This window comes from Paenibacillus sp. FSL L8-0663, from assembly GCF_038008125.1.
Taxonomy (GTDB): Bacteria; Bacillota; Bacilli; order Paenibacillales; family Paenibacillaceae; genus Paenibacillus; species Paenibacillus polymyxa_D.
Map to the genome: position 1 here is coordinate 5,631,509 of NZ_JBBOYM010000001.1, position 23,211 is coordinate 5,654,719.

Here is a 23,211-nt window from a genome sequence, read left to right on the forward strand (position 1 = left end):
CATGATTATTAAGAAACTAGTTCTCAATAACTACAAAACATTTTATGGACATCAAGAATTAGATCTAGATATCCCTGACAACTCACGTCAAGATAACAAGAACATTATATTAATTGGCGGTCTTAACGGTTCAGGCAAGACTTCGATTTTAAAAGCCATACACTATAGTTTATTCGGCAAACGCGGAATGTCTCCTGAGGAGTATAAACGTATTTTTTCAAATGTAATTAATAACACCTTTTTTAACGAAAGCGGAAGAGAGTGCTACATAGTCCTGACTGTCGAAGTTAATAACAAAGAAGAATGGGAATTAAAAACAAAGTGGATATTTGATCATAGTAAGATCCAGGTCTATGAGACAAGAGAAATTACAATCCGTAAACCAGGAGCGCGAATCGGCCGTACACAGATCATCAATAATATGGAAACCTACAATCGCTTTATTGATCGAACGATTCCGTATCACGTTGCGCCCTTTTTTATATTTGATGGAGAAGAAATTAAAGATATCATTTTAAGACAAAATAGTTATGAGATGAAGGAAGCTATACAAAAATTAAGTGGTCTGGAAGCTTATAAAGCACTAAGAACAGATTTGACGGATGCTCTTTCTTTTCTGAGCACCAAGATTTTTAAAGCTAATGCGAGTAAGTCTCCTGAAACCAATCAGGATAAAGTTAAGTATGAGCTCGCAGAAACGAATAAATCATTAGATGAATCTAAAGCTAGAAAAGACAAAGAAGAGAATCGAAAGACGAAGCTGCTGGATCAAATCCAGGCTTTAAAGAAAGAACGCGAGAATAAAATTAAACTCAATGCATCATCAAGAGAAGTTTATATCAAAAAGCTGACAGCTAGTGAAACCAAACTCCAAAGTTTTGAAACTAACTTCACTAAAGAGTTTATGGATTCTGCTTTTGACATACTGTTAAGAGATCAATACCTGCTGTTGCAGAAAGAGTTAAAGAAAGAAGAAAGCTATATGCAGCAAAAGTTAGTTAAAGAAGCTTCACTAGTTCCATATCAAAATTTCATATCAAACTTATTTGAAGTTGAACTAGATCCTCCTCTTACATCGACCCAAAAAGAGAATCTTTTGCTATCAGGGGAAAAAATTTGGTCCAAACTAAATAAAATTAATTCAGAACCTGAGGAAATCGAGCTGCTCCATGACTTAAATAAAGAACAGCACCGAAAATTAATGAACTTACCCATAAAGACTTCTCAACATTTAACGAGCATTTACAATCAAATGGAGAAAGAAAGAACTTTGATTCAACAATATGAGTCGGAGATTAGAAAAGCCCCTGAATCGGTAGATATAGAGGAAGAAAACGAGAAAATTGATAATTTAACCAAAATGCTTGGTGAAGTAGAACTGAGATTAAAATCAGCTACCCGGAAAATCAATACATTAAGCGAAGAAAGAGCTCGTCTTAGCAAAAAACTAACGCAAACTGAGAAGAAAGAAGATAACAACAACCAGTATCAAGAACAATTTGAAGCCATCGCTTTGATTATCCAGTTTCTCGATGACTATATCGAAAAATTAACTAAATTAAAAGCCAACTTTATACATGAGCAATTCAAACTCATGCTTAACCAATTATTTCGTAAACAAGATGAATTCGGGAAGATTGAATTCGATATGAGTTCTTTTACGATCCGGTTATACAATGACCGAAACCAAGAAATTAGTGTCCATGATCGTTCTGCTGGAGAAATGCAGATTATTTCATCTGCTCTGATCTGGGCTCTTACAAAGTCATCCCGTTATGCGCTACCTATGATTATCGATACGCCGCTGGGAAGACTGGATAGTTATCACCGCTCATATCTTATTAATCATTACTATAAAGAGTTAAGTGAACAAGTCATTATCTTATCAACGGATACAGAAATTACTGAGGATTATATTAAACAGATTAAGGACAGTACCTATAAACAATTCACGTTAGATTATGATCAGAATAGAAAATATACTCTAATCATACCAGGATATTTTCAGGCTAAGGGGGGCGTCTAAGTATGGCAGGTTTTAAAAGAAAGCATCTTAGTTATGAAGGAAAAATGCTGCTCGATTACTTTGCCGATGCCCTTTCCGCCGACCGGCCATTTATAATGAAACTCGCATTAGCTAAAGGCCTCTCCTCACAGCGAAATATTGATATCATCAGACAAAGTGACGGAAACAGATGGGAAATCCCTGATTTCTTCAATGTGGATGAATATAACATGTACTCACACATTATCATTAACCAAGCTAGAAAATTATTAAGTTCCGAAGAAATCAATAATGTAATCTTAAACCAGATTGAAAAAGGACTTCGAATATTGGAACAAATACAACAGGAAAAAAACTCGCTTGACGACTTAAGACTTGCAATATTAACAATGAATTAAGAAAAAGGGCAATCCAAATTTGGATTTGCCCTTTTATATTAAAGCCTGTTCTGCAATGGAGTAATATTCACAACCGTTTCCGTCGGAGGGGTCAGTTCACCACGATCCATCAATTGAGGTCCCTGTACAATACATTGACCTTTACGGAGGTTATTTAATCTTTCTTCCCACTGCTTACGTTTACTTGATTCCGTAGCTAATGAACTTGCTACAAAGGATACCTCTTGATCCGTTTGAGCAAAGTATATCTTTTGTGCTGAGTTTTGCATTCTCGCTAATTCATCAGCATCTAACTGGGATTTTAAAAACTGGGTTGCAAACCAGCCTGACCAGCCAAATTTACGACCTTCTGTCAAGATTTTAGCAGACGGAGATTGCTCCCGGTGGTCCAAATTTTGTGCTTCATCCAAAATTAACGGTACAGGCTTAATTTTACTTCCGTTTCTCAATAGGTAATTCCATAAATCCCATAAAATAAATTCGGTAATAATACGCTGTACATCATTTGGATAACCGGTTAATTGAATGATATTGACCGAACCATTGTTGTCAATCATATCACTCCAGGAAAAGTTCTGGTCATTTATAAATACTTGCCGGTCGATGAAAGTCCTGATTTGTGACAATGCTGTTTTTGAGGCACTTCCAGTATCCTCCTCCAGCATCTCCCTCATCACATTAAGATCCATCCCGTCCTGAGAGCGTTCAAGCCCTTTCAATACCGCTTCATAAATAGCATTTAACTGCTGGATTCCAAGTGATTTATAAACGGAAGCAAACACACTCTTAATTCTCTCAGCAATATCGGTATCCGATTCAGGGAGTGTAATCCCGCCTATATCTCTTATGTTTCTTTTAAACGGATTAATAGGCACTTTTTGATTGTATACAACTCTTTGATTAAGCTTGGAGCCGAGAAATCCTACAAACTCGGGTTCAAGCTGATTTGGTAAGAAGCCTTCTGTATAATCAATAACAATACTCGAGATACTTTGTTTAGATAACTCCAGCAGCAGACACTGCATAAAATAGGTTTTACCCTGCCCGGATTTACCTGAGATGAGCAAATGTCTGTTAGCCAGACCAGAATGATCATACTCCCAGTATATTTTTCTTGTGCTATTCTCCGCAGTACCAAGAAGAACCCTTATATTCCGTTCTTTCTCATTTGCAGTATCACTATTTTCTTGATCCTTTTCAATATGAGTTGGAGTGTCATTCTGTTTAACCGTTTCCTTCTCAATTTCTACAGGTTCAGGAGACTTCTTTATTTCTACTGGCTCTTCTTGCACTTTCTCTTCCTTAAGCGGTTTTTTCCTACCTGCTACGAGACCTTCTGCCTCACTACTGATCAAATCTGAACTCAACTTTGAACTTTCCCCAGCAGCTGCAGTTTCCTGCATAAACCCATTAGAAATGCTGGCATAGCTAGGCTCAGATGGACTAGAAGCATAATGAACGCTAGGAACATCAGATTTCATATTATAACGATGTGATAGTAAACTATCTTTAGTCAAATCGTTGTCTCTATGCTGCATCCATTCATACATTTCCTCCATCGATTTGACCAAACCATACAACCCATCAGACTCCGTTAAATTAAGATAGGTCACCTGATCTGTAAATTCGGTAGAACGATGATAAGCATCTTTCTGAAACGAAATTACAGCACCTGCGCCAATTATACGATCAATATCGAAGCTTATTTCAATTTGATCATGAATTAGCCTCTCAATAATATGATCAGGCATATCAAAGTTCTTTTCAGGCCAGAAATCACTGGAGTGAAGTTTTGCTGCATTTACAATAAATAATTGAGCAAAGAAGTACCGATAGAATTTTGAAGTAAACGGTTTCTCCAGATTACTGAGTGCATCTTGGAAGATCTTCTTCGTTTTCAGAACCTGAATAGCGGCTTTATCCATAACACCATTACTGTTTATGCCTATTTTGACTTCTACAGGATAGAAATGAATAAGCAGCTTCTGCTCTCTCTCTTCAATACCCATCAATAACATATCATCACTATGAACGCCTTTTACCCCTAAGTTCTTGGCCGTAAATGTTCCGTCTGATTTACTCAGGTTTGAACTGCCTGCGACCCTTAGAATTTCTTCTAACGAAATTGGAACCCAGCAAATATCCGAATGATCGAAATAAGCAAGAGCAAATTTGATAGCGGATATAATACTAAATTTCTCACGGGAATAATGCCCTTTACTTCCTATAATTCTTAGAAGCCATTCACCATTAAATGTGTTAAAGGCTTTTATAATATCGATCGCTTTGTCTTCTCCAACACTTAGTTGATGAGACCCGAGATACTCACTAATGACGGAAAGATAATGATTAGATTTATTGGTCACTGTAATTGCATCATATCCATTGGAAGAAGAGTACTGATCACTATAGTGAATAACAAATAAATTCTCATCTAACTGATTGAAATAGTTAAGATCTAAATGCGAATCCACAAAGGTAACCCAATGAGATGCATCAAATATCTTTTGTAAGAATTGTTCATCTGCCGTTGTAGTTCTTGAAGTAATGGCCTCTCCTTTATGGAAAGAATCGTTTCCATCATTTTTCAGATTAGCCGCAAGTTCATTCAACCCCATACTAAGATCAATTAATGAGTTGGAATCCTGATTATTCACATAATATTTCGTACCAAAACCTGAACGATAGTTCTCTTCATATTTGAATGATGGCAGGTAAGAGTATATACCATTGAGCGCGATTCCGGCAGGCATCTCATTCATAGGTTGAACAGCATAACTTTCTTTCATATTCATTCTATAAAATGTTATATGTGCGTAATCTAAATCTTTCGCAGGTTCTATATATTTCTTGTAGTACGAAATGGAATTCCGGATCAATCTAAGAATATGGCTTGAATCGATTTCTTCGTGCTTCCATGTAATACCGAAGTACGCGAATATTTCTTCTGCCGTATTTAAAACGGATAACTGATCAAACTCTGTTTCCAAACTATACTCCCGGTAAAGGTTAATGTGAAGTCGACGAAGATGGTCTACTCCCTTTTTCTTGATGGTCTCCATAAACCACTGCAGCATTCCTTTTACAACTTCATGGTCGTTCTCAATGTTAATCAGATTAATCTTGTATGGTGCTTTAATCTGAGCGCTGAACAGATAAGAGAAATGCTCTTCAAACTGTTTGAGTTTATGCATGACAATGCTTGATAAGTATTTATTGGCGTCTGTTACACTGACTTTATTAATGTTTTTATAGATGACCCACTCATAAGCGTCAGTAATAGTATCGGATTTATAAAGACATTCTTCTCTTTTATTCTCATATATAAATGGCAACAAACTTTCTGGCCGAAGTCTCTCAAGAATACGATCATCTACTTGTTCATCCTGAACATCTTGCCCTAACTGCAGCTGATAAGCAATATTTAATGGGTGATATGGGGTAAACAATACATCTTCATTATGGTGGATAACACCTAATTTAAAGAGATCCCTTCCTCTTTTGCCTGCCGGTCTCCCCTCTTCAAAAGAGTTAATTCCCTTGATATATTCATTGATGTATTCTCTTGCACGTTCATCAATTTCATCGTTCATATAGCTTAAGCTTGGAGTCGTTTTATGTGTCACATACGAATTGATCAAGCGATTATAGGCATCTAATAATTTTGGATTAAGATCCAGATCTACTGGATGCAGTTGGTCGGATTCTAAAACCGCACTCTTTAATCCTTTTTCCTTCCACTGCTCTTCCCATTCAAGATATTTTATAAATTCATTACTTCCATAAAATACAGAGCTTCCAACCCTTAACTTGCTACCCTCTCTATGAAAGATTAATTTTTCCTCTCTTTTACGTTTCCAAAGGCGGAATGCAGTAATAGGGACATTGCTCTTGTCCTCGATTATAAATTGAACAGGGACAGTAACTTCCTGAGAAACAAAATGAAGCTGCAGCGGTAATTGGTTCTGCTCATTAAACAGGTCACTATTTAATGAAATCTCTAGTAAATCATCATTATTAATATGAATTTGCTCACCTACTGCATTGATCTCTACTTCCCTTTTCGGATAACCTTCTGTTCCAAGCAGATAGGTTTCCTGGTCCGTCTGAATATTGATCGCCCGGTTCTTCGTATCGACGAAATAATCAATCTCCAGAAACGAGCACTGTTGAACTGAAAGAGGGAGGACAACTATCTGTAATTCACAACCTAAATTCGCTTTTCCGTTATGTTTATAAGTGATCCTAATAAATGCAGGCTGAGTCGGGTTCGATAAACTGCATTGGAGGCTAACGTTTGTTCTAGCTACTTGAGAATTGACTTCCGCTTCTGTTGTACTTACTTTGAACTGGTTGACCTGCAGGCTTCTACTTTCTCCTTCCACTAAAAAGGATAAAGATAAATTAATTTCTGCTTTTTTATCCGGATTGAAGATAACCACATGCCGTTTTCTCTCTCCAGCAGCTGTCTGCTTGTTAGGCTTATTCCACATATAAAGCTGATCTTTTAGATCAATCTGCTTAAGCTCAACGGTTTGTTTTCCTGACTTCTGAGCTTCTTCATATGCTTTCTTTACATCCGTATAAGGAGTATTGGTCCATTCCTCTACATTTCTCAGTTTTGGAGCAACGCTGGTCGAGAGCTTCTTCTCTAATTCCTCACTCTCCAAACCTAAATCATGAATATGACGGACAAACTCAAACAGTTCACGGTTTTTAGATATTCTTTCTTTCATTTCTTTTTTACTGTGTGTGCCCAGATCTGGGTCTTCGAATAACCCGAAATCCTTGTATTCGCCAGGGTCTATTTTCCCTTTGGAGAGAGCCGTAAATATTTCTTCGAAATCAAAAAAAGTAATTTGCTGAAAGCTGGATTCAGACGAAATCTGCTCCTTTCTCTCTGAAAGGATGGTCTGATCTACCTTATCTAATACACTGCTATCGATCTTCTCCTGCAATCCTGCCTCAAATGTTTTGGGGTGTAAGGGCATACCTTCTTTTTGTAAATCTGTACTTCCCCCTTGAATGGAATCTAACTGTTTAAATACAATACTTAGTAATGCAGTATCTTTCCAGATTCCCTGCTGCTCTCCGACCTGGTTTCGCAGCGTTACCAAAAAGTCCGGATTAACTTCATCGGATGTATAAGCAATCACTAAATTCACATTATTTATATCTATACTAAAAGAATGATAAGCTGAACCTTGGTTATGTTGATATACAAACGGCGTACTGATCGATTGGTCACGGAGTGACTCAGCTAAAGTAAGGACTTCCTCTTCATTTTCTAATTGAAGAAAATATCGCTGCCCGGGTTGAATGTTTATACCACTAAAAAAACGAATCAATAGATTAGATACATAGTTATAGAATTGGTTTGACATATTGCGCATCCCCGCTATCACTTTTTTTATCAATGAAGTTCAAATTATCTAACGTTTCCAGAACAACCTTCTTGGAATGCCGATCTAAGGCTACGCCTCTTTTCTCATATTCACTAAACAGTTGATTAATAGGTATACGCTTATCCTTAACAGAGACGGCAGTCAGCAAGAGCAGCATTTCATGATTTAGCATTAAAATCGTTCCGCTGCTTCCTCTTGTTCTTAAAAACTCCGATCCGAAATGCTCAATACTGTTGCCATAACCGATGCGTGCTCCTTCATTCATACCTTCTTTAATACTTTCGAACAGTACACGAAATGCCGTTTTAAGATCTCCTGCCTGCTCTTTAAGAGTAACTCTCTCACCAAAAATCCCTCTATATTGCTCGATCCAATTGTTCACATCACTCAAATACTCCTGCTCTTTTTCAGAGCCACTGAAATATTCTATGAGTTCAGGATAAGTAAAAAAACTATCGTTTGTATTTCCATGGAACGTACTTAACTGCGACATGGTATGAATATGAGGAAACAAAAACGGAGATCTCTGTTTAATTCTTTTGAATCCATCCACATCACTAGCTGCCTTTCTTCGTTTAGAAATAACCCCTTCCCAATCAAGCGCATAGTAAAGAGGCGTGGACGCGGTGTAATCACCTTTATCGAACTGCTCAAACTTCAGCATTAACTGGCATATATAGGTAAATAAATAAAAGTGAGTCAAAGTAGGTAGTGATTTGATAAAGTATTCGTGATGACCGCTTATGTAAATAAGATCTTCACAGTACAAATTATTCAAAAATTCCAACTTACATTGATAAATAGTTTCTGAAAAACTTCCATCCGTTGAACGATTTAGAGCCCCAATGATTAGCTCAGATAATACATCCTCTGTTTCTGTATCTTTAAATATATTCGCGATCCGCTGATCATTATTAACTAATACATCAGAAGCACATTTTGCTACTTTACGAAATAAATTGTCAGAATCAGACCCCTGCAGGTAGTTATATATATAAGGATGTATTAATTTAATATCACCCTTTTCCCCATATAAATAATATTGCAGAAAGTTTTCAAGTTCGTGCTGAAGGTGATCCTCCGGATTAATACTTTTTACAATTCTATAAGTAAAGGGATCTACTCCAAGAGCATCAAGTGAACTCGTTTTTTGTTTTTTTGTTTTGATCTTCGTAATATTACGAACATAATCTCCCAGAAGCGGCTGAAAACTACCCTTCACATATTTCTTAGTTGTAGCAAAGGGAAGTACTTTTTTTATCTCACCTTCATTGTGTGAGGGTGGTTTCTTTTTGGTCAGGTTATGATTTATCTCTTCCGTTTTTAAGATCGGCATTACATGTTCCCTCCGGTAAATGAATATCCAGAAAATTCGTCTTTGCTCAAGTAGAAAATTTTATTATCAGTAATATAGTGAATTAGAAGCTGATCTTTCTTTTCTCCGCTACGCATTAATTTTTCAATAAATTCAATAAAGTGAACCATTTCCTCTTCATCTTGTCTATTAGGCCGGTAACCATCCAACACTCTTCTGAACAGATGGAAAAGAGTGTAGTCAATCTCTAAATGATGAACCGAGCCGCCAATTTCAAAAGCGATATTGATCCGATCCTTAAAGATCTCCAGTTTTTCGCCGCTCTGCATTTTTATATGTTTAATATTTGGGCTTAATTTCATTCGCTGTGCCAATCTGTACTTCTCATGAACAGGACTAATATAGATATATTCTTCCTTAGGTGTTCCTTTCCACTGATAGATTACACTTTTAGTTTCATTGTAAATTTCACGAATCGAATCCATATGTTTTGCATTAAACCCGTAAAGTCTATGAGTATATAACTTATAATCCTGATCTCTAGTCTTGTCATAGAAGTCCTTATTTTGTAAATGGGCAGTCAGGATAATTGCATCAGAGATTTTATTAAACGCATGGTGATCAACCTGTTCATTTCCTTCCCAAAATTTCAGGAACCAGTGATTAGCAACATCATCATGGATATATTCTTTAATCACTTCCTGCTTATTATGTAGGGAATGAAGTGCCACAATTAACTCGTCAATCTCCTTAGAACGGATCCGATTAAGAGGACTAATCTTATGGAACCATTTCAATAGAACCGAACGATCTTCCCGATTGAATAATAAGTTAGGTGTCATATTGTCCAGTACATCATATTCATCCATTTTCACGATGCTCATCGGATGATCCGGCATAATAATATCAACTATAAAATTCAAGTAAGTACGTGCCGAAATGACTAATTTATACTTAATGATGATCTCAATAACCAGCTCTAATATCGATTTCTGTATTTGTTCATTCTGTAAAAGCTCATAATTATAGTGAGCGATGGTATAAACACTTGATTCTAGATCCTCCTGGTGTGCCAGATAGAAAGGATTCTTCTCAGACTTCATAAAAATCTTATTCATAAATTCACTGTAAAAATCAGAAGTTGGACCTTCTGCAGTCAGCTCATAAGGATGGTAGTCTCCAAAGCTCACCAAGTCGAAATGTTCAGAGGTAAAGTAAGGTGTCAACTCTGGTGTGAATAATCCACTGTTTTCTATAAAAGAAGCTAGTTCTTTAAACTCAGCATTATTTGGATCATATACAAAATTATGAAGAACACCCATATTAATGGCTAGTATCACTTTTTGATTGGATGTGCTCAAATTCTGATCTTTAAATCCTTCAAGTGCCTTCACCAAGGTCTCCATCGCATTCATTTCTGGAGAATAACTTTCGGTTGCATCGTTGATAATCGTATACTCTTTAATCAGCTCAGGACGATGCGAGCGCAAGTAAGCAAGCAGATGGGATTTGCCATCGCCTACACTTCCGCAAATAAATAATAAATTGGAACCCTGCTGAACAAGTTTTCGCTCTAGCATCTTCTCTACCTGTACTTGTGGTCCACGCTTTACATGAAGATAGTCTTTGTAATAAGAGAAGGATCCTGCTGATTCTACAGCTTCTTTCGAAGACTCCTGAAGGCGCTTTAACTCCCGGATTAAATAGCTCTCTCCCTTAGGAAGATCTTTATTTAGAATAGAAATCTCTTCTTGGTTTATTTCTTTATCGGTAGCTTCGGTTTTCTGGTCTCGTATTAGCCCATTCTCTTTCAGATACGATTTAACCATCGATTCTATTTCCGAGGCATTCAAATCAGATTGAGGCTTAGGTTCTTCATATTTAGGAGCTTCAAAGTACTGTTTCGAATATAGCTCTAAGAACCATACACCAACACTGTGAGCATTTTTGTGTGCGGAAAACACATCAGGGTAGGTAATATCTGAACCATCATGTGCTGCCTTATTGCCAATCTTTCTGACGGAGTTCATTGCCAGCTGAATATCTTGTCCTACAAATCCTTCTGCCACGAGATAACTAATCTTATCTACAAGTTTTGCATATACTATGGATGGCATATTAATATTGTCCTTCTCCAATTCCAGCACCTTGTTAATAACTAACTCTAAGAAGGTTCTTGCTTTAACCGCAGCACTGCCCTTATCTTGAAAGAATAATTGGTTCATTAGTCCGAATTCTCTTGCTGCTTCTGGAGATATAGATTCTAATAAATCAGTCAATGCTCCTAAACTCATAAAATTTACTCCCTTTATGATTTTCAAAATCAAATGTATTTAAATCGATATCCCTATAACGTATCTTATTATTTCATTATAATGAATTGTTTTTGAAAATACCTCTAAAATCTATCTTTGAATATGGATTTTGTGAAAAAATTAAACAAATTAGTAGTGCATATCTCCTATTTTTGGTTTCGTAAAAAGTAAATGATCCTATGGACATATAGCAGCTAGACAACCAAGCCGGGCTATGAAACAGGCGAGCATAGATTTCTTAACGAAAAAACCTTTCCGGCTTTCAATATCTATATTTTAAAGTAAAAACCACCTTTTCCAGGCGGCTTTATGATCTCTTACTTGTCACAATTCGCAAAAAGGATTAAATGAAGATCGGAAGTGGTATTCGATGCAATTTTCCCCACACCATGCGAGCCGCCCCGTGAAGTTAAGGGCAAAGGGACTCGAATTTACAGTACGTTCTTGTTTAATGGGTACCACATCAGATACAAACCCATTCCAAATTCACACCACTACTATTCAAAGTCAATTATACTAATAAAGTCCGGCATCCTTAACTGTTGGATGTCGGACTTTATTAGTATAGGAATTGGAATGTAAAGTTACACTTTGGATAAATCTCTCTCCAGCACAAACAGGGAAAAAATCGACGTGCCTACGGAAATGTTGCCGGTACGCTTTTTGACACTATTCTTGGCGATCATGCCTGTTCCGGTATCGCCTTCTGAAGGACATAGGGGAATACCTGCTTGCAGATTGCCTGATGGCTCTATCAATGGGGCACCAGCTTCATTGAGATATCCAACATGTTCACCTGCAGTATAAACTTTGGGCAAAATATCTTAAAGACTCCACGGGTAGCCTTTATCAGCAACTAAATCATCAATCTTCGCATATCTTCTTCGTTCCTGAATTTATTATTTAACCAAATACAGAATAAGCATGGGATACAGAACGGATAAGCCATCAAAGATCTTCTATCGGTGGTTCATGCGGATCCATTCAATTCGCTGTCATGAAGAAATTTATTCGGCCAATGTTAATTAATAATAAAGGCACCCTACCGGATGCCCCTAAATTAATTATATATTTACTTCTTAATTACTTATCATTCACTACTATTTACTGCTCATTAAAATTCAGGAGGTCTCCCTTAGTAAATTTCGCTCTACTTATGATACGGTTCACCCCGATTAATCTTCACCGCCCGATAAATCTGTTCCACCAGCACCAGCCGCATCAGCTGATGTGGCAAAGTCATTCTTCCGAAGCTCAGCTTCTGCTGGGCACGACGGAGTACTTCGTCAGAAAGACCGTGGCTACCGCCAATGACGAAGACAACATGGCTTGTACCGTAGGTTCCAAGCTTGTCCAGTTCCTCTGCGAGTTCTTCCGAGCTCCACAGTTTGCCGTCGATGGCGAGTACAATGACGTGTGCTTCGCTTTTCACATGAGCAAGGATACGCTCTCCTTCCCGCTCCTTGACCTGTCGGACTTCCGCTTCGCTCAGTGTGTCAGGAGCCTTTTCATCGGCTACTTCGATCATTTGAAACTTAATGTACGGGCCCAGCCGTTTAGCGTATTCCTGAATTCCCATGACCAAATACTTCTCTTTTAACTTGCCAACACCTATAAGCTGAATAAACAAATTCCATACCCCTATCTATGTCGAATAATAATGTAAAATCGTATTTACGTTCCCTAACATGAAAAGATGCCTTTAATATAGTTATTTTAGCATCTGAAACGTCTCTTACCTATCTATTTCCTCTCCATTACAAGCCCATCCCCTGTTCAGGTTATACCGGATCATTCATTTACGCTCTTCACAATGAAATGCCTATCCGTTTCGTATCATCAAGACACTGCATTAGCATCTGTCGATATTGGCTGATTTGTTCTGCTGTCGCTGACTCCCGCAATGATTCGAACAATGCTGTACATTTCTTGAAATTACGATCGTTATCCGACTGATCGGCTAGTTGTATCGCCCGTACAGTAATCCCCACTGCATCCTGTAATCTGCCACACTTCCGATAGTACAAAGCCAAGTGATAGCAGTAGCTATAATAGTAAGATATGTTCTCTGCGTCTTCATAACTCTCAAATTCATCAATCTGCTCTGTAAACGTATGTAATATACCCTCTACATCCAAATGATACATAAGCGCTGCCTGTAATATGGTATTCAGTCCCGGTAATATTTCCTCTAGATTATCCTGCAAAAAGGCTACGTATTCCTCGACAAGTTCTATATTTCCAGACAAAATATCTACTGCATATAAATTAGTTTTGGCTAAAAACCTGAACTCCTCGACAACCTGAATGTCTTCTTCCTTTAGATCCTCCATCCACCCCAGCTCAGCATACTTATAGATGCACTCCCTTGCCTGCTCATATGCACCCTGGTTCTGGTGAGCCATTCCACACATCAGGTGGCTGAAGCCAAAATAGTATACCAACGGACGTTCTAAATTGACATGCGGAATGGGTAATTTCATTGCTTTATGATACTGCCGTTCTTCATAGATACGCTGTACACACTGGTACAAAATATCCGCCGTCTCCATCACCTTTTTCCAATTTTCAAAAGCCACAGCCATTTCTAACATTTCAACAATGATGTCCGGTTTGAGTGATTTCAGGATAGAAGTTCGCAAGAATAGGTCCTCCTCGTTTTTCCATTTACAGCCAATTGTATAGAAAGAGGAAAAAGAGGTCAATATAAAAAGTACTTAAAAGTACAGTTTTACATAAATTTATTTTGTATAAGATAGTCTGTAACCATATTCTCTCCTCTTCTAACCTTAAGTGGAGGTGATTACATGAGTTTACCAGAAAGTGTCGGAAACCGAATACGAGAACTAAGAAAAGCTAAAGGGTGGACACAGGAACAACTGGCAGAAGCAGCAGGACTTCATTACAGTTATATTGGCGGAGTTGAACGTGGAGATCGAAATATTTCCTTGGAGACGTTGGAAAAAATAATTCTAGCATTAAAAGTTCCAGCCTTTGAACTTTTTCAATTCGATGAAACTTCGGATCGAAAAGAAATCATAAATGAACTTATGTTACTCATAAATTCAAGAGAAACAACAGAGCTCGAAATTCTTACTACTATAACTAAAAATATTGTTGGTTTAGTTGAGTTACAACAAAAAAGAATTGAATAATTGTCTTCTACCTGACTTTTACACTTCATCTTCCATAAGCTTGTTATGAGGTGGTAATATGGCTGAATTACGCAAGCAAATCGGTACAAGAATCCGGGCTGTTCGAAATGCAAAGGGACTTACACAGCAAAAACTAGCTGACATCGCAAGCTTGGACTATAGATATATTGGTGCATTAGAGCGTGGCGAAAGAAACTTTTCGATTGATACCTTGGAGAAAGTGTTAACTGCCTTAAACGTGTCTATCAGTGAATTGATGTTTTCCAAAGAACATATGACTACAGACGAAATGATTCGGCAAGAGGCAATAGATGAATTTGTTGCGTTGACCAGCAGATTGAATGAAGAACAAATCGGCATTCTCAGACGAGTTAGTAAAGAAGTTTCACGCGCGTTCGACTAAGCCATTCCCACCCTAAAAAGCCTTGAATAAAACAAAAAAAGAGCACCTCACAGGTGCCCTCTAAACCTTTTATAAAAATACTTAAGCATACAACATAAAAAAGCTCACTTCATGCCCCAATTGCTTCAAATAATTATAGATCTGCGAACGGTGATGGAACACATGCGTCACGGTCTCGATCTGCCATTGGACCTGTAGATGTCCATGCTCCATATAAAAGGCCTTCGTCGAGCGATTCAGATAATCTTCTTCGCTAAGCGATAGAATGTAAGCCTTATAAGCCTCAAAATTCTGCCTGAAAGTCGTAGCTAAGCGCTCGGGATCTTCCACCCCGGACAGGCTGCCTTCAATGCTTCCCACTTCACCCTCAGACTTCTCCTGCATAATCGCAAGATCCGAAGCAGGAATAAGCACAAAGTGATGCACTAACTCTAGCAACGAGCGGAAATTGTCCTGTGGGCGAAAGCCCCAATCCTCTGGACGTATTTTACGGATCAAGGCTTCCCCCGTCCGTACTCCGGTTTCCAACTCACTCAGCAGATGATCGCGAACTTGCAGCGTTCCACTCATATCTTCATCTCTCCTTTGCCATTCTCCTTCATATTTTGAGTATAGCCGAAGCCTCTGGGCGTGTATTGTAAAAATCGGACAACTTCCGAAAATCCTTGGCCGCAGTAAGCGGGGAATCGCCATAAAATCTGCGAAAATCGCGGATCAAATGTGCCTGATCGAAAAAGCTGTGCTTCAATGCCAGCTCCGTCCAATCCAGCCCCCCGCCGCTTTGGATGCTGTGCAGAACGCTCTGGAAGCGGACGACTTCACTGAACTTTTTGGGGCTGATTCCGATCCATTGCCCAAACTTACGGTTAAGCTGCCTTTCACTGATCGCCTCACGCTCCGCCAGCTCCTTAACCCCCACACTCCCACCGCTCACAAAGATGCTATGCAGCAGGTTTTTCATTAGGTCACAATCGTTCGTGTATTGGCGCAGCAGAAGCTGGTTAAGATACTCATCCATTATGCGTACCCGTTCATTAAAGTCCTGCGCCTCAAAAATACGCTCACCTAGGATCCCAATGCTCTCAGGCCATATATCTTCCAAGCGATAATTACCGCCTGTAAACAAGTGAGTCGGCAGCCCGTGAAAATAATGTGCACCACCCGGAAAAAATCGCACCGCAAAAATACGAGTCTCGGACCCTGCTTGTCTGGCAGACACAAACGGTTGCGTAAATGTCCCGCAGTACGAGAGTTCCTGACGCTTATTCACCGGATCGTATTCTAATAGAATATCCGTACAGCCGTCAGGTAATACCCGCTCCATGGTTTCTTCCTGCGGCAAGCTTAACAAAGCAGTGTCTTCGCACGAAGCTGCTAGATTCTCTTCTACTACCCTATTAGCCGGACCGGACTCCCAATAGCAAGCTACATAAGCTTTCAGCGCAGCAGACGGCTTTTGTTCGATATAATACGTGGAGAGATCACTTCCATTGACTTGAAGGGGACGAAATAGTGAATGCAGCAAAGGGTCCATCCATCGTTCACTCCTGTCTCAGCACGTGGTGGGAATAAATATAGCTCTATGTATGGGGTGTTTTTGCAATAAATCCTGGTATACAAAAAGGACGTTTCTGCCCGAAACGCCCGTGCTTGTTTTTTAGACGACCAAAAACTCGGCTTTGTTCTCACATTCCTTGCACTTCACCGGAGGGTCCCAATCCGAAAATTTCGTTTCCTTGAGATCGACGACATCCGGTGCATCCTCGTATTCATCGACGAACATATCAATTGCCAGTTCCACATGCTCTTTACATACCACGTACATTCCAGTTGCATCCCTTTCCGTTTGAAGCTCTCCGTGTTGTTGGTGTGTCAAAACTGCCTTCTTTTGTTCTACCACACTTGACGCGGAAAGGAAAGGGCTTGCCCACTATCCCTGACGTTTGGTCTTAAAAATGAGAAAATTACTGACGTTCAGGTCTTCACGGAAATGGGGATATTTCTCCAGCATGTCAGCAGACGGCTTCGGTTCGATCATCCCATCCAACAACAAGCCCGCCTCAACAATGGTCTGTACATAGCTGCCCAGCGTACGGTGAAAATACAAAAGCTTTTCCTCCTGATCATAAGGAATGGCTTGCTCCAATGGGCCTTCGTTGAAATATTGATCCACTTTCCAATACAGCTTTTTCCCTGTCTCATCCTTCACCCATCCACTCTGCGGCGTCAGAAAGCACGGATGCAGAATAGAAAAAATAAAGCTACCTCCCGGAACTAATAACCGCCGCATTTCGGCAATCGCCCGCTCATAATGAGCCAAGTCCTGAATGACCATATTGGACACGATCAGATCAAAGCTCTGGTCCCCGAACATCTCCAGCTTTTCCAGATTGCCGTGGTGATATGTAATTCCCAACGCTGACGGCGTTCGCTCTTTGGCTAGCCTCAGCATCTCTGTCGAGTAATCGACAGCCTCTACCAAAGCACCCGCTCTGGCCATTTTACGGCTTAGATAGCCTTCGCCACAGCCGGCATCTAGCACTTTTTTGCCCCCGAGGGGTCCCATACAGGCTTGCAATGCCGGATTCAGCAGGACTTCGCGAGATCGATCCCCTTCCTCCGTGTACTTGGCGGTAAAGTTTTCTGCATACATATCCCAGCGTCGAATGGCCTCTTCCGTGTCCCACTTATTCATATTCATCTCCTTCTTTCTTTTGTAATTGAGGAATTGGTAGGGCCATAGATTCTACACTCATTTCTATATTTTTTCAATAATAACGCTTACAAATTTAAAATATCTAATTAATACATGATTTTTACATGAATTATACAGGTATTCCATATTCAAATAGTGTGGTAGTGTTTATTAGAAAGCGCTTTCAAAAATAACTTTGTAAAGGGGCCTGTTATGTTAAAACGAAGACCCATTTCATTGCTGTCGTTGACACTTGCCATCACTCTACTGTTATCTACATTCGCATCCGTTGCCGCTGCTGCCGAATCTGACGGACAAGCACCGCAAGCTGCGGCTGCGAGCAGCATGCAATCGTATGTGGAAGCCATGCAGCCTGGATGGAATTTAGGGAATTCTCTGGATGCTGTCGGGGCGGATGAGACAGCCTGGGGCAATCCGCGTATTACCCAGGCGTTGATCCAGCAAATTGCTGCCCAAGGGTACAAAAGCATACGCATCCCCGTCACCTGGGATAAACACATTGGAGCAGCACCGAACTATACCGTTGAGTCTGCCTACATGGATCGTGTAGAAGAGGTTGTTCGCTGGGCACTGGAGGCCAATCTGTACGTCATGATCAATGTCCATCATGATTCATGGACGTGGGTAAGCAGTATGGAGCCCAAACATGATGAGGTGCTGGCTCGCTATAACGCATTATGGACACAAATTGCCCAGCGCTTTAAAGATCAGCCTGACAAGCTGATGTTCGAAAGCATTAACGAACCCCGTTTCTCCGAAGGAGGGACTACGGATGAAGCGAAAATGAACCAGATGCTCCAGGAACTGAATGTATCCTTCCACAAAATTGTCCGCGCCTCTGGCGGTAAAAATGCCACTCGTCCCCTTGTTCTGCCTGGCTTGGATACCGCACCTGCTCAGGCCAAAATCAACGAGCTGTACAATACGATAACCAAGCTGAACGATCCCAACCTGATTGCAACCGTCCACTATTATGGCTTCTGGCCTTTCAGTGTAAATATTGCCGGCCATACTACTTTTGATACAGATACCAAAAACGATATTATCCAAACCTTTGATAACGTCTATAACACCTTTGTAGCCAAGGGGATTCCGGTCATTGTCGGTGAATATGGCCTGCTCGGCTTCGATAAACATACAGGCGTGATTGAACAGGGCGAAAAGCTAAAATTCTTCGAGTTTTTGACCTATTATATGAAGGAGAAGAAAATAACAGGCATACTCTGGGATAACGGCCAGCATTTTAATCGCACAACGTACAAATGGTCTGACCCTGAACTCTTTAATGTCATTAAGTCCAGCCTAAAAGGACGCTCCTCCAATGCAGACCGTGACCTCATTCACTTGAAGAAAGGCACCTTTGCTCAGGACACCAAAGTCACCTTAAACCTGAACGGCAATCAGCTGAACACACTCAGTGCTAACAGCAAGCAACTGAAACAGGGCACCGACTATACGCTGAGCGGAGACATATTAACCTTCAAAGCCAGCTTGCTCACCAGCCTGACCACTTCCGGTAAATATGGGGAGAATGCCGCCATTACCGCTAAGTTTAACAAGGGGGCAGACTGGAATTTTAGAGTCGTCGTGTATGATACCCCAAAATTAAGTGCTGTCGAAGGGACTACTCAAGCCTTTACCATTCCAACAGACTTCCGTGGTAGCCAGCTTGCCACGATGGAAGCCGTGTATACGAATGGTGGTAATGCCGGTCCACAGGATTGGACACCTTATAAAGAATTTGGCAATACCTTTTCCCCTGCCTATGATGCCAATGGGATCAAGCTATTGCCTGAATTTTTTAATAGTGTAAAAGATGGTGAAGTCACGCTGAAGTTCCACTTCTGGAGCGGCGATGTGGTGACATACAAGATCACTAAGAGCGGAACCCGTGTAACGGGAACGACATCTTAATCTAAGGCGCAGCAGAAGATCGAAAAAGGCGTTCCCGGAACTAAGCCGGTGAACGCCTTTTTATAGTTAAGCCTATAATCATACCTTAGCCTTCCGGCTTATCTGTTAATTTTAACGTCATCGTTTCTTCCTTGCCTGCCCGGTAAAAAGTAACTTTCAGCTCATCGCCAATTTTCTTGTTATCGTACAAGTAGCGACGCAAATCAAGCGTAGAGTTAATCGGTTCGCTATCAAACGCTGTAATGACATCGTTCAGCTTCAAGCCAGCCTCCTTGGCAGGACCGTGGGCTTCCAGAACGACTGCTCCATTCTTCACGCTGTCCGGCAGCTTGAGCTCCTTGCGCTGAGTTTCATCCAGCGGTGCATATTCATTATTGAGATCGACCGTGTATACCCCCAGATAAGGGCGGGTGATCTTGCCGTCCTCAACCAGTTCATTCACCGTTTTCATTACCTCATTGGCGGGAATAGCGAAACCAAGTCCCTCAACACCAGTATCAGCGATTTTCATCGTATTGATGCCAATCACACGTCCGTCCAGATCGACCAGCGCGCCGCCGCTGTTTCCCTCATTAATCGCCGCATCGGTCTGGATGACATGCTGCTCCCAGTCATATACCCCATCCTGATTAATGGAAATCGGAATGATGCGATTCGTATAGCTTACTATACCGGAGGTAAGCGTATCTCCCAAGCCAAGCGGGTTGCCAATAGCAATGACCGTTTCACCCAGACGAAGTTTGCTGGAGTCGCCGATATCCGCTACTGTGCTAATGCCTTTATCGTCAACTGCCAGTACCGCGATATCACTAATGCGATCCTTCCCGATCAACTTTGCCTCTTTTCTGACACCGTCTACCGTTACAATATCCAGATCATCTGATCCTTCGACCACATGGTTATTCGTCATAATGAAGGCTTTGCCCGAACTCACTCGGAAAATGACACCCGATCCAAGCGCGGATTGTTCCGTACTTTTACCCTCTTCATCTTTCAGATTCACGATGCTAACGACGGCTGGGCGCACCTTGGCTGCCGCCTGCACAATCCGGTCATACGGGTCACCCGCTGCTTGCCGCAAGGGATAGTGACTGGCTCCGCTTACCGCTGTAGTGGAGGGCAGACCTGTAATAAAACTGAACAGAAGCACGGCAATCACTGCACTGACTGCACCGCTAATGACAGCAGCTTGCACCGGACTTACTCCACGCTTCCTGTGTGGCCAACGTCCCCGTCCTCCACGGCGTGCCTTAAATGCCATTTTTTTAGCCGCACGTGTGGATACCTTCGTTGAATAAAAATCGTCCTCAAACAAGCCCATGCTAATCCTCTCCCCTTCGTTGTCATGCACCGACACTCACTAAAAAATTAGGGCTATTCGGGCTTGCGCCAACCTATGCTACAGAGAACCTGCTCCGTTGAACATCTCAAATGGATTGAATATCCCTTATCATCGGAATCCAGCAACCAATCGTTCCGGCCTACTTATTAATCACCACAAATGGTGCCTTCCTAAGCAACCGAATCTCATAAATTAGCATACACGCCGAATCTGACTCCGAATAGAGGAAAAAAGAGGAATGATTTCCAAACCAATGGACTACAATAGTAACAAGTCTTCTATTCTATTACAAAATGATCGTCTCATAGAGACGTTCTGGCCTGTTCCCGTCCGCTTAAAGCTGCCTATACTTTCGATGAGAGCCTTCCTTCAGAAAGCTTTCCGTTGTTAGCTTTATTGTATCACAGCACTTAGCAAAACCACAGGCAGAACCAAGCTCATTGCACGCCATTTCTAAAATATTTTTTAGGAGGAATATATGATGAATTCACATCGTTCGGCTATGGATGAAGTTCGCATGGCTGCCAAGCTGGCGGATTTGAAAGACGAGCATTACCGCAATACACTGGCGCTAAGTACATTGATTGAACTACTGGTGGACAAAGGCGTAGTGACCCGTGAAGAGGTAGAACGCAAAGCCGCCGAGCTGGACAGCTTTATGGCTCACTTACCTTATCCCAAGGTGTAGGACGATCATAGTACGTATCACACAATCGAAACTCACTGTCCTTGTAAAAACAGCCGCGGTCTTCCATCGCCCCACGCACAGTCAGCTTCGCAAGTTCCATCATATTGTGGTCGCGGCTCAAATGTGCCAAATACGTTCGCTTCGTCCGTCCTGTCAGCAGCTCGCTAAGAATCGCGCCCGCCATCTCATTAGATAAATGACCGATATCGCTGAGAATACGGCGCTTGATGTTCCACGGATAACGACCCATACGCAGCATTTCCACATCATGATTAGACTCCAGCACCAATACATCCGCATCTGATATCGCCTGTTTCACTTTGTCGCTGACATAGCCAAGATCGGTCGCTACACTCAGCTTCTCCGCCCCATCATAAAAGCTATATCCTACAGGCTCGGCCGCATCATGGGATATACCAAAAGACTCCACGCGTAATGACTCAAATTCTCGTGTTGCGCCTGTCTCCAATATTCTACGGTTATCGTCTGCAATTTGCCCAACAGCATTGCTGATGGCAAACCATGTCTTCTCGTTAGCATATATAGGTAAATTATATTTACGCGCCATGGCGCCTAGTCCTTTAACATGATCGGAATGCTCATGCGTGACCAAAATACCATCCAACTCTTCTCCGCTCAGCTCGCGTTCTTTCAGCAATTCGTCAATACGCTTCGCGCTGAGACCCGCATCGATGAGCAATGTCGTGTCTTCGTTCCGCACAACGGTAGCGTTGCCGGTCGAACCGCTCGACAGCACGGTAAATGAAATCCCCATATCTGTTCAAGACCCTTCTGTATGTTCTGTCTTTGGACTAATGACATCTCCGTTCATCTGCACATAATACACACCTTTTCCGTTGTCCAGCATAAACCGCCACACGGGGGCAGCCACCTGACTATCGGAGTTAAAGGTCTGTCCGTAATAACCGAGCCGGATATCCTTCACAATCGTATCACGCGGCAAATAGCCGTCGATCAGCCTTGCCAGTGCTTTGGACGCAGGCAGCATTTTCTTTGCCTCATCCGAAGGCTGGAGCTCGACCTTAATTTTGCGATACCCTGTAATCTTTTGATTGCTATAAAACAGAGCCAGCTTCACATTAAATAGCGGCCATTTGCCCTGAACCAGCGGATGAAGTACAAAAGCATCTGCTTGTCCGGATGCCAATTCCTCCTGAACATCCAGCGGATCGTACTGAAAGTTATCGATATCCTTGATTTGTGGCTCCAATGCCTCCACTAGCGCATCATGGGTGAATACCAGTTTGCTATCCACTGGCTTCACCAGCTGCACACGATCATCCTTTTCTCCACTATGAACGTATGTGTAAGAAAGTTTAGGCAGCTGCGGGGTATCGCCGGGAATCGGAGCCAGCACCTGAATACTTTTCTCTTCCATTAAACGCTGCGTATTTTCATCCAATGAAGTAAAATCCAGACTCGGCCCTGCCGTTTCCTGCGCATCATGCCACAATTGGTAACCCAATACCACATTGAGCAGCAAAAATGTACAGATCAATACGTTCTTGGCGCGGCTCCAATCCATTCCCGTTCC

The 23,211-nt window shown here is 41.1% G+C and carries 18 protein-coding genes and 1 pseudogene; 6 read left to right on the forward strand and 13 right to left on the reverse strand.

Annotated features, from left to right (window positions below; genetic code table 11):
• Nucleotide 1 precedes the first annotated feature (1 nt).
• On the forward strand, nt 2–2,026 hold the full coding sequence (gene dndD, locus MKY75_RS25030; RefSeq protein WP_340886994.1) for a DNA sulfur modification protein DndD: 2,025 nt from the start codon (nt 2–4) through the stop codon (nt 2,024–2,026).
• 2 nt (nt 2,027–2,028) lie between these two features.
• Nucleotides 2,029–2,403 (forward strand): hypothetical protein, encoded by a 375-nt coding sequence (locus tag MKY75_RS25035; RefSeq protein WP_340886997.1) that lies wholly within the window; start codon nt 2,029–2,031, stop codon nt 2,401–2,403.
• Between the two features lie 38 nt (nt 2,404–2,441).
• On the opposite strand, the gene dptH is transcribed toward MKY75_RS25035, so the two are convergent.
• The 6 genes and pseudogenes from dptH to MKY75_RS25065 all read right to left on the reverse strand — a co-directional run bounded on the left by dptH (nt 2,442) and on the right by MKY75_RS25065 (nt 14,080).
• Nucleotides 2,442–7,787, reverse strand: coding sequence for a DNA phosphorothioation-dependent restriction protein DptH (dptH, locus tag MKY75_RS25040; RefSeq protein ID WP_340886999.1), 5,346 nt, complete (start codon nt 7,785–7,787; stop codon nt 2,442–2,444).
• On the reverse strand, nt 7,768–9,144 hold the full coding sequence (dptG, locus tag MKY75_RS25045) for a DNA phosphorothioation-dependent restriction protein DptG (protein ID WP_340887001.1): 1,377 nt from the start codon (nt 9,142–9,144) through the stop codon (nt 7,768–7,770). Before dptG ends, dptH begins: the two co-directional genes overlap by 20 nt.
• A complete protein-coding gene (gene dptF / locus MKY75_RS25050; protein WP_340887004.1) occupies nt 9,144–11,417 on the reverse strand; it encodes a DNA phosphorothioation-dependent restriction protein DptF in 2,274 nt (757 codons plus the stop codon). The genes dptG and dptF overlap by 1 nt, the downstream gene beginning before the upstream one ends.
• A gap of 608 nt (nt 11,418–12,025) precedes the next feature.
• Nucleotides 12,026–12,298 (reverse strand): annotated as a pseudogene (locus tag MKY75_RS25055) (ATPase); the annotation flags it as partial.
• Between the two features lie 290 nt (nt 12,299–12,588).
• Nucleotides 12,589–13,068 carry a 23S rRNA (pseudouridine(1915)-N(3))-methyltransferase RlmH gene (rlmH, locus tag MKY75_RS25060; protein ID WP_013312768.1) on the reverse strand — a complete coding sequence of 160 codons (480 nt, stop codon included), beginning with the start codon at nt 13,066–13,068 and terminating at the stop codon, nt 12,589–12,591.
• Nucleotides 13,069–13,246: 178 nt separating this feature from the next.
• The gene (locus MKY75_RS25065; protein ID WP_340887006.1) at nt 13,247–14,080 is read right to left on the reverse strand and encodes a DNA-binding protein; all 834 of its coding nucleotides are present in this window, start codon (nt 14,078–14,080) and stop codon (nt 13,247–13,249) included.
• Between the two features lie 165 nt (nt 14,081–14,245).
• Here MKY75_RS25065 and MKY75_RS25070 point away from each other — a divergent pair, with 165 nt between their 5' ends.
• Nucleotides 14,246–14,593: a helix-turn-helix domain-containing protein gene (locus tag MKY75_RS25070; RefSeq protein WP_340887008.1), complete on the forward strand. Its 348-nt coding sequence runs from the start codon at nt 14,246–14,248 to the stop codon at nt 14,591–14,593.
• A gap of 58 nt (nt 14,594–14,651) precedes the next feature.
• Complete coding sequence (locus MKY75_RS25075; protein ID WP_340887010.1) at nt 14,652–14,996, forward strand: helix-turn-helix domain-containing protein; 345 nt, start codon at nt 14,652–14,654, stop codon at nt 14,994–14,996.
• Between the two features lie 81 nt (nt 14,997–15,077).
• Here the strand turns inward: MKY75_RS25075 and MKY75_RS25080 are convergent, their stop codons facing one another.
• The 4 genes from MKY75_RS25080 to MKY75_RS25095 all read right to left on the reverse strand — a co-directional run bounded on the left by MKY75_RS25080 (nt 15,078) and on the right by MKY75_RS25095 (nt 17,691).
• Nucleotides 15,078–15,566, reverse strand: a complete 489-nt coding sequence (locus MKY75_RS25080) for a DinB family protein (RefSeq protein WP_340887011.1) — start codon at nt 15,564–15,566, stop codon at nt 15,078–15,080.
• 28 nt (nt 15,567–15,594) lie between these two features.
• On the reverse strand, nt 15,595–16,530 hold the full coding sequence (locus MKY75_RS25085; RefSeq protein WP_340887013.1) for an AraC family transcriptional regulator: 936 nt from the start codon (nt 16,528–16,530) through the stop codon (nt 15,595–15,597).
• Nucleotides 16,531–16,653: 123 nt separating this feature from the next.
• The gene (locus MKY75_RS25090; RefSeq protein WP_007433184.1) at nt 16,654–16,821 is read right to left on the reverse strand and encodes a CxxH/CxxC protein; all 168 of its coding nucleotides are present in this window, start codon (nt 16,819–16,821) and stop codon (nt 16,654–16,656) included.
• A gap of 105 nt (nt 16,822–16,926) precedes the next feature.
• Nucleotides 16,927–17,691, reverse strand: a complete 765-nt coding sequence (locus tag MKY75_RS25095) for a class I SAM-dependent methyltransferase (protein ID WP_340887015.1) — start codon at nt 17,689–17,691, stop codon at nt 16,927–16,929.
• A 213-nt stretch (nt 17,692–17,904) separates the two neighbouring features.
• Between MKY75_RS25095 and MKY75_RS25100 the strand changes: the two genes are divergently transcribed.
• Nucleotides 17,905–19,626: a cellulase family glycosylhydrolase gene (locus tag MKY75_RS25100; protein ID WP_340887016.1), complete on the forward strand. Its 1,722-nt coding sequence runs from the start codon at nt 17,905–17,907 to the stop codon at nt 19,624–19,626.
• 85 nt (nt 19,627–19,711) lie between these two features.
• Here the strand turns inward: MKY75_RS25100 and MKY75_RS25105 are convergent, their stop codons facing one another.
• Nucleotides 19,712–20,947 carry a S1C family serine protease gene (locus MKY75_RS25105; protein ID WP_029518925.1) on the reverse strand — a complete coding sequence of 412 codons (1,236 nt, stop codon included), beginning with the start codon at nt 20,945–20,947 and terminating at the stop codon, nt 19,712–19,714.
• 502 nt (nt 20,948–21,449) lie between these two features.
• Between MKY75_RS25105 and MKY75_RS25110 the strand changes: the two genes are divergently transcribed.
• A complete protein-coding gene (locus tag MKY75_RS25110; RefSeq protein WP_025723164.1) occupies nt 21,450–21,656 on the forward strand; it encodes a hypothetical protein in 207 nt (68 codons plus the stop codon).
• Here MKY75_RS25110 and MKY75_RS25115 read toward each other — a convergent pair.
• Together MKY75_RS25115 and yycI are read right to left on the reverse strand one after the other, a co-directional pair.
• Nucleotides 21,625–22,431, reverse strand: a complete 807-nt coding sequence (locus tag MKY75_RS25115; protein ID WP_029518927.1) for an MBL fold metallo-hydrolase — start codon at nt 22,429–22,431, stop codon at nt 21,625–21,627. The two genes, MKY75_RS25110 and MKY75_RS25115, sit on opposite strands and share 32 nt — an antisense overlap.
• 6 nt (nt 22,432–22,437) lie before the next feature.
• Nucleotides 22,438–23,202: a two-component system regulatory protein YycI gene (gene yycI, locus MKY75_RS25120; RefSeq protein ID WP_029518929.1), complete on the reverse strand. Its 765-nt coding sequence runs from the start codon at nt 23,200–23,202 to the stop codon at nt 22,438–22,440.
• Nucleotides 23,203–23,211 lie beyond the last annotated feature (9 nt).